At 65.5% G+C, this 7,771-nt stretch carries 5 protein-coding genes and 1 pseudogene; 3 read left to right on the forward strand and 3 right to left on the reverse strand.

What is annotated here, in order from left to right; all coding sequences use genetic code 11:
* The 3 genes from C1D09_RS02100 to C1D09_RS02110 form a co-directional block, all read right to left on the reverse strand.
* The coding region (locus C1D09_RS02100) for a hypothetical protein (RefSeq protein ID WP_143972763.1) at window positions 1-290 on the reverse strand (290 nt) is incomplete at its 3' end.
* Window positions 291-457: 167 nt separating this feature from the next.
* Window positions 458-1,420: an AraC family transcriptional regulator gene (locus C1D09_RS02105; RefSeq protein WP_143972764.1), complete on the reverse strand. Its 963-nt coding sequence runs from the start codon at window positions 1,418-1,420 to the stop codon at window positions 458-460.
* 148 nt (window positions 1,421-1,568) lie between these two features.
* Window positions 1,569-2,636 carry a helix-turn-helix domain-containing protein gene (locus tag C1D09_RS02110; RefSeq protein ID WP_143972765.1) on the reverse strand — a complete coding sequence of 356 codons (1,068 nt, stop codon included), beginning with the start codon at window positions 2,634-2,636 and terminating at the stop codon, window positions 1,569-1,571.
* A gap of 319 nt (window positions 2,637-2,955) precedes the next feature.
* Between C1D09_RS02110 and C1D09_RS02115 the strand changes: the two genes are divergently transcribed.
* The 3 genes and pseudogenes from C1D09_RS02115 to C1D09_RS02125 all read left to right on the forward strand — a co-directional run.
* Window positions 2,956-7,080, forward strand: coding sequence for a Pls/PosA family non-ribosomal peptide synthetase (locus C1D09_RS02115; RefSeq protein ID WP_425463396.1), 4,125 nt, complete (start codon window positions 2,956-2,958; stop codon window positions 7,078-7,080).
* Window positions 7,077-7,532 (forward strand): GNAT family N-acetyltransferase, encoded by a 456-nt coding sequence (locus C1D09_RS02120; RefSeq protein WP_167514450.1) that lies wholly within the window; start codon window positions 7,077-7,079, stop codon window positions 7,530-7,532. Before C1D09_RS02115 ends, C1D09_RS02120 begins: the two co-directional genes overlap by 4 nt.
* A gap of 3 nt (window positions 7,533-7,535) precedes the next feature.
* A pseudogene (locus C1D09_RS02125) lies at window positions 7,536-7,771 on the forward strand (4'-phosphopantetheinyl transferase family protein); the annotation flags it as partial.

The following is a 7,771-nucleotide window of genomic DNA, read 5'->3' on the forward strand; positions in this document are numbered from 1 at the left end:
GTCTTCTTGCCGCAGACCGCTATGCAGATCGCCGGGTTCGAGCAGGTGTAGGTTTTCTTGGAACTGGTGCCCGATGACGAGCCGCCGCTGGATGCGGCGAGCTGGCCGGGCCCGCCCAGGTCCAGTGCCTTCATGTCGCGATTGCTCGCGCTGATCTTGCCGCAGATCTCCGCGCCGCAGACCGCCTTGCAGATCGCCGGATTCCCGCATTTATAGGCCGCGAAGACCTCGGTTGGAAGAAGGGCGCAGAAAACCGAGATGCCCAGGATCCATCTTTTCGCCACACGCATTGTTGCCTCCGATGGCCAGTCTTCCGATGTCACGGAGACCCGGCCGCCCAGCCTCCGTTCCCGCGCATGCCCCATGCATCGCGTCCGCCGGCCCGACTATGCGGATGCGAAGGCATGGGCGTATCGCACTGATGGCACAGGCGCGTCGCACTGGCGGAACAGGCGCCTCACTGCGCCAGTCCGGCGCGCACCTCGGAGGGCGTCATGCGATAGCGGGCGCGGAACTGCCGGTAGAAGGTCGACGGCTCGACCAGCCCCGCCTCGAAGGCGAGGTCGGCGACCGCCCGTGCCGCGAACAGCGGGCTGGCGAGCTGCCGGTGGATCCGCTCCAGCCGCCTTTGCATGACATAGTCGGAAAAGCCCTGCCCCTGCTCGGCGAAGAGGCGCCTGATGTAGCGCGGGCTGATGCCGAGGCCCCTTCCCGCCATCTCGGCAGACAGCCGCGCTCTGTGCAGATTGTCCTCGATGTAGCGCTTGATGGCTTCGATGCGCGCGGCGCGGACGCCGCGTCCGGCGATCAGCTCCCCCATCTCGCGGCTGGCGCCGACCGCGGCGGCGAACAGATCGGCAATATGCTGGGCGGCCAGCGGCGCGAGCGCGGTGCTCATCCCGCCCTGCGCCACCGCCCTGACATAGGCCAGCAGAAGCCGCGCCTCCGGCGTGGCGGGGTTGATCGCATTGGGCCGGAGATCGCCGACATGGCGCACCAGCGGCGCCAGCGTCGCCCTGTCGAACCGCACGCAGATGGTCCACTCGCCGTTCGGCGCCCTGGCGCGCCAGCGCCCGTCCATCGGCATGATGCAGGGCGCCCCGGCCTGTGTCTCAACCGTTCCCTGGCCTGGTGTGTCAAAACCCCAGCCGCCGGCGATCCAGGACACGACGAGGTCGTCATTGGCGTCCTGCCGCAGCGCAGCCGTGCGTTCCCAGGCCATCGGCGCGACCTTGCCCTCGGCCACGCTCACCCCCGGCAGCAACAGCGTGGAGGCGCTCAGATGGAGAGCGCCGCCCTGCAGCGGAACGAGGTCCAGCCGCATGCATATGCGGCCGTAGAATTCGCGCACCGCTTCTTCGCGTTCGCGGTCGGCAATCTCGTCCGTGGACAGGACGATGACATTGTCCCGGCTGGGCACCTGCGTTCGATCCCCGTTCTTCCGAGGTTTTCCGGCGGCGGCAGCGATAGTTCAAGCCCTGTATGGACGCTCCGCGCCGAAGTGGCGGCAGGCGCAAGGAATGAGGCCCCTGGTGCAAAACCGGCATGGCATGTCTGCTCGTGCGGGTTCACCGAATTTCGCGGATGCAGTGCCACAAGGTGCGGTCCGCGCCATGCTCGCGGGTCCGGCGGCGGCCTTCCGCGGCAAGCGCGCGCATTTCGCGTGGCGTCATGTCGAAGGAACGCCGGAAGGCACGGACAAAACTCTTTCGGTGGCCGAAGCCGTAGCGGCCGGCGATCTCGCCAATGGCATCGTGCCGGCGGCCGGGATCGACGAGCTCGGCGCGGCAACGGCGCAGCCTCTCGTCCTGGATGTATCTGGAAAAGCCGCCATGCGGCTCGAAGAGATAATAGAGCTTGCGCATCGAGATGCCGAACAGCGCGGCTATTGTCTCGGCGGTGAGATCCCGGCCGGTTATGTGCCTGTCGATATGCCGGCGGATTTCGCCGGTCAGCGCCAGCTGCACGGACGCGGCGTTTTCCTCCGCCACGGCCGAATTGATCGCCGCGGCCGCGAGTTCGATGGTCGGCCGGGTCACCGCCTCGGCATCGCTGCCACTCATGGCAGGCGCTGCCTCGTAGAGGCCTATGAGATGGCCGCGCAACAGCGCCGTCAAGGGCGCATTGCCCGGGATGACGCGCAGATTGTGTTCGTCGGGCGCCTTCAGAAGTGGCGCCAGCAGGCGGCGCGGCATGGTCAGGTTGACACTGTCGATACCGGACGTCCCTGTCGACTGGACCTGCGCCAGGTCGGAGACGATCAGGTCGCCTGCGCAGGCCTTTTCATCCGGCCCGCCGTCGCGCCGGCCGTGGCTGCCCCGCAGGCAGACCTGCACGGTGATCTGGTCCAGCCCGTCGCGCCCGATGCGAGCGCGTGAACGGTCGAAATTCTGCGCGACACACCGGTACGAACTGAGCGCGATCTCGCCCAAATGGAATGCCTCCGCATGGACATGGAAGCGTTCGTCGCCGCCATTGCGCAGGCGAACGTCGTAGAAGAAGCCCATGTTCTCCTGCCACATCGCGACAGCCTGCCGGGGCCCCAGGCCCGCCGAATCCAGCACGGAACGCGGGACCCCGCCATCCGCGAGCGCCCTGCCCGGCACCACGTCCCGCCCGTTGCCCGCCGCTGCCATTCGCCACGATCCTCCGCGAAGCTTGCAGCATAGGCATGTATGCCGGGCCGCGACAACACCGGCTTCGCGCGGCGCCCCAGCCAGGTCGCGAGGTCTCGCTCAGACACAATTCAGAAACAAGTTTCAACAATTCGGAAAAACTGGCGAAAAGATCGGATGGCATAACCATCCTGCGGGGGACTGCGTGGACTTCCTTTTCGGAAGCTTCGGTCCGCCATCGACAAGGGTCAAATTGCAACGGCGGCACAGCCGAAAAAGCCTGCTCGAACAGCGGCATGAACAGCCGGCCGATGCGCGGCCAAGACGAGAAAGTATGGAAATGGATTACGGTGTCGACATTGCCAGCCTGGACAGGGACAGGGCACGACCAGGCGCGGAGCCCGAAACCGGGCTGGCCAAGAATGGGCTGGCGGGCGTCGATACGATTATAAGGGCCGCTCATCGCGCCGCGCATGGCCAGATTCTGACCGGCGCCGATTTCGCGCGGGCAGGCCAGCCCGGCGAGCGGCTCGACGCGGTCTTCGAAGAGCTCGCCGCAACATTCGCCACCTTGCCGGCGGTGATCTCCGACGGAAATGTCTGGACGTATCAGGAGCTGGACAGGCGCGCCAACCAGTTCGCCCGCGTGCTGATCAAGCGCGGCGTGCGGCCGGGCCACCGGGTCGGGCTCATTCTCGACCGGTCGGCGGAGACCTATGTCGCCTTGCTCGCCGTCGTGAAGGCGGGCGCCGCCTTCGTGCCGCTGGCCACCGCCTTTCCGCAAGAGCGCATGGCGCTCATCATCGAAGACGCCAGCGTCAGCCTGATCGTCACCATCGCCACTTATGCCTCGCGGGCCGACCAGTTGCCGGTCCCCCATGTGCTGATCGACGGCGCCACCGCCGAGATCTCCAAACAGTCCAGCGCACCGCTGGAGCCGCAAAAGGCGCCGGCCGAAGACATCTGCTACATCCTGTACACGTCGGGCACGACCGGCAGGCCGAAGGGCGTGGCCATCAGGCACCAGAGCTTCGTCAATTTCATCCGCGTCGCCGCCGCATCCTATGGCTACAGGCCGGGCGATCGCGTCTACCAAGGCATGACGATTGCCTTCGATTTTTCCTCCGAGGAGATCTGGGTGCCGTTCGTCGCCGGCGCGACAGTGGTGCCCGCGCCCGGTCAGATGCCGCTCGTCGGCGAGGAACTGGCGGATTTCCTGCGGTATCATGAAATCACCTGCATGGCCTGCAGCCCGACGCTTCTGTCGTCCATGACATCGGATGTGCCCAGCCTGCGCACGCTCCTGGTCGGCGGCGAGGCCTGCCCGCACAATCTGGTCGTGCGTTGGTCGAAGCCGGGCCGGCAGATCCTCAACACCTATGGCCCAACGGAAGCGACCGTCACGGCAACGATGGGCGCGCTGACGCCGCACAAGCCCGTGACCATCGGCGCGCCGCTGCCGACCTATTCCATCGTCATTCTCGACCCGTCGCTGCCGGAACTGGCCGAGCCTGGCGAACTGGGCGAGATCGGCATTGCCGGCATCGGGCTCGCGGTCGGCTACCTCAACAGGCAGGACCTGACGGAACAGAAGTTCATCGCCGATTTCATCGGCCTGCCGAACAACCCGTCGCAGCGCATCTACCGCACCGGCGACCTTGGCCGGATCAACGGCGATGGCGAGATCGAATATGCCGGCCGCATCGACACCCAGGTGAAGATCCGCGGCTATCGCATCGAGCTCGGCGAGATCGAGGCGGTGCTGCTGGACCAGCCAGAGATCGCGCAGGCTGCCGTCACCACCTGGGAGATCGAACCCGGCCGCGTCGAACTCGTCGCCTATCACGCGCCCAAGGCCGGCCAGCCGGCGCTCTCGCGCGCCGATCTCGCCCAAACGATGAAGCGTCGCCTGCCGGACTACATGGTGCCTTCCTATCTTGAGGAGCTGCCGGCGATCCCGATGACGGTCTCCAACAAGGTGGACCTTCGCCAGTTGCCGAAGCCGACAAGCGTGCGGCTTTCCGCCGACCGGGAGATGGTTGCGCCCGGCAATGACGACGAACGTTTCCTGGCCGAGGCGCTGGCGACCGTGCTGAAATTCGACGAAGTGTCGGTCGAGGACAATTTCTTCGACGACCTCGGCGCCAACTCGCTGCTGATGGCGCATTTCTGCGCCCGCGTGCGCACCCGCAAGGAATGGGCGACGACGTCCATGCGCGACATCTATCTCCATCCGACGGTGGCGCGCCTGGCCAAGCACCTGAGGGTCTCGCAAGAGGTGACGACGGCCACCAACGAGCCTGTTCTCACCCGCCAGGCATCGAATCTTGCCTACTGGACCTGTGGGATGGCGCAGTTGCTGTTCTACGGGGTCTACAGCTACGCGGGCCTGTGGGCGATCAACATCGGCCTCAACTGGATGTATGACACGCTCGACGATCCGCTGCAGCTCTATATCAGGTGCGTGACGCTCTCGGCCGGCGTGTTCTTCGGCATGACGGGCTTTGCCGTCCTGGCGAAATGGGTGCTCATCGGCCGCTGGAAGGCGGAAGCTTTCCCCATCTGGGGCCCGCGTTACTACCGCTTCTGGGTGGTCAAGACCCTGATCCGCACCGCCCCTGTCGTGCTGTTCCGCGGCAGCCCGCTCTACAGCTTCTATCTGCAGATGCTGGGAACCAGGATCGGGAAGAACGCCGTCATCGAATCCAAATCCGTCCCGGTCTGTACGGATCTGATCTCGATCGGCGCCAACACCATCCTTCGCAAGGAATCGCTGATCCTCGGCTTTCGGGCGCAGTCCGGCTACATTCACATGGGGCCGCTGACCATCGGCCGCGATGCCTTCGTGGGCGTGGGCTCGACGCTCGACATCGACACGTCGATCGGTGACGGCGGCCAGCTCGGCCATTCGTCCTCGCTGCAGCGCGGGCAGAGCATCCCCGATGGCGAACACTGGCATGGCTCGCCGGCCGTGCCGACCACGGCGGACTATTGCAAGGTGCGCAACGAAAACCCTTCCGACATCCGGCGCTTCCTCTTCGAAGCGGTCCAGTTGATCGGGCTGTTTGCCGTGGTCATCCCGCTGCCGCTGCTGATCCACAGCTATTGGGAAAATGTCGGCGACGACTACCAGGAGACGATCGGCGTGGTCGCCGTCGGCACCACGGTCACGCTTTTCGGCTATATCGCCGCGGCTTTTGTCGCCGCGACGGTGCTGCCGCGCCTGCTCAGCGTAATCCTGAAACCCGGCCGTACCTACACGCTTTACGGCTTCCGCTACTGGCTGCAGACCGCCACCGAGTTCACCAGCAATTCCCGCGTGCTGGGGCTGCTGTTCGGCGATAGTTCGGCGATCGTCTACTACATGCGCGCCATCGGCTGGAACCTCAACAAGGTGGTGCAGACCGGCTCAAATTTCGGCTCCAACCAGCAGCACGAAAACCCGCTTCTGTGCGAGATCGGCACCGAGACCATGGTGTCGGACGGCCTGTTCATGATCAACATGCACAAATCCGCCTCCGCCTTCCGGCTCGAGCGGACACGCATCGGCGAACGCAACTATCTTGGCAACAACATCTACTATCCGCCGGATGGACGCACGGGCGACAACGTCCTGCTCGGCACCAAGGTGATGATCCCCATCGATGGGCCGGTGCGCGAGAATGTCGGGCTCCTGGGTTCGCCTGCCTTTGAAATCCCGCGCATGGTCAATCGGGACAAGGAACTGATCGCCGGCGTCGACGAGGCGGACCGACGCCAGCGCATCCCGCACAAGAACCTTCACAACGCGGTGACGATCCTGCTGTTCATGGCCACGCAATGGGTCATGCTGTTCGCCACGCTGGCGATCTGGGACCGGGCGTTGAACTACTACACCGAATGGGCTGAAGTCGCTCTCTTCGCCGCCGTGCTCCTCACCTCGGCGATCACCATTCCGTTCTACATCTTTGTCGAACGGGCAAGCCTTGGCTTCGGCAGGCTGAAGCCGCAGATGACGACGATCTACGACGTCGCTTTCTGGCGCCACGAACGCCATTGGAAGCTTGCCGATTCACCGATCGTGCGCCTGTTCGCCGGCACGCCGTTCCGGCCGATGATCCTGCGCATGCTGGGCGTCAAGGTCGGCAGCCGCGTCTATGATGGCGGAGCCAACCTCACCGAACGCTCGCTGGTGGAGATCGGCGATGATGTCACGCTCAACGAAGGCTGCGTCATCCAGGCGCACTCGCTGGAGGAAGGCGCGTTCAAGTCCGACTACATCCGCATCGGCAAGGGCTGCACGCTCGGACCGTCCGCCTTTGTCCATTACGGCGTCGTGATGGGCGAAGGATCGGTGGCCGACACCGATTCCTTCGTGATGAAGGGCGAGGAGCTGGAACCCTACTCGATCTGGCGCGGCAACCCGGCCAAGCTGCATCGCTTCGTGATCCCGGTCACGAACGACGGCGCCAGGGCGTCGGCTTGACGGCCGGAGAAATCCGTCTCGCCCCGGTGACCAGGGCCAACGAGGCCTTGGTCGCGGCGCTGGAACTGGCACCCGAGCAGTTGGATCTTGTCGCTGGCAACGCGGCGTCGCTAGAGGAGGCCGAATCCGACGAGGATGCGCGGCCGCGCGCAATCATGGCCGGGGATCGCATCGTCGGTTTCCTGATGTACGACGCGCCGGAAGATGACGACGAGGCGCGCATCTATCGCTTCATGATCGACCGCGCCAGCCAGGGCAAGGGCTATGGCAAGGCCGCGTTGCGCGAGGTGCTGAACGAGATCGGCGGGCTTGGTCACGTCAGGCACGTCTCGATCTGCTATGAGCCGGAGAATGAAGCGGCACGCCAACTCTATCGCACCGTCGGTTTCGTGGAGGAAGGCCTCGACGAGGATGGGGAAATGATCGCCGACCTCGTCCTGCCAAGGGGATGACCATTGACGCGGCCACCCTCCCCTGAAGCCGCGCTGAGCGAGGCGATCGCGGCAATCGCGCCGCGAGGCGTCCGGACCGGATGCCGGGCGATAGGCGATGCGGACGAGGCCCACCTGCTGCCCGAGGAGGCGCGTTCCATCCCCGCGCGCCAGCCGGCCACGCGGCGCGCCAGCGGCGCCGCCCGCCGGATCGCGCACCGGCTGCTGGCCGATATCGGCATCATGGACGCCGCCATCCC

Origin of the sequence: Mesorhizobium intechi (assembly GCF_002879535.1) — a bacterium.
Lineage (GTDB): Bacteria > Pseudomonadota > Alphaproteobacteria > Rhizobiales > Rhizobiaceae > Mesorhizobium > Mesorhizobium intechi.

Bases quoted from the DNA above. Each gene is read 5' to 3' on its own strand.
- C1D09_RS02110 (WP_143972765.1), bottom strand. From the start codon at position 2,636: ATGGCAGCGGCGGGCAACGGGCGGGACGTGGTGCCGGGCAGGGCGCTC.
- C1D09_RS02115 (WP_425463396.1), top strand. From the start codon at position 2,956: ATGGATTACGGTGTCGACATTGCCAGCCTGGACAGGGACAGGGCACGA.